Source organism: Micromonospora sp. DSM 43699, assembly GCF_055517075.1.
In genome coordinates this window covers 1-308 of sequence record NZ_JBTMMT010000279.1, presented here as the reverse complement: position 1 = coordinate 308, position 308 = coordinate 1, and the positions used below count along the sequence as shown (strand labels likewise).

The window sequence follows — 308 nt, the reverse complement described above, 5'->3', positions numbered from 1 at the left end:
TGCGGCCGGATCACGTACTGCACCGGGAACCGCACGTCGACCAGGTTCCGGTCCGAGGCGATGTGCACGTGCTCCAGGTGGTGCAGCAGCGACGGCCCCTCGTACCAGGGCATGTTCTCCGACCGGGAGGCGATGTTGTCGCCCTGCAACGCCGACACCGGCACCACGGCGAGGTCGGGGACGTCGAGTTTCGCCGCGAAGGCGGTGAACTCGTCGGCGATCCGCTCGAACACCTCCTGGGAGAAGTCCACCAGGTCCATCTTGTTGACGCACAGCACCAGGTGCGGCACCCGCAGCAGCGAACACAG

General features: G+C 66.9%; 1 protein-coding gene. It reads right to left on the bottom strand.

The features are described 5' to 3' along the window. A partial coding sequence (locus tag AC0AIB_RS31640; RefSeq protein WP_465098148.1) for a GTP-binding protein occupies positions 1-308 on the bottom strand: 308 nt, incomplete at both ends.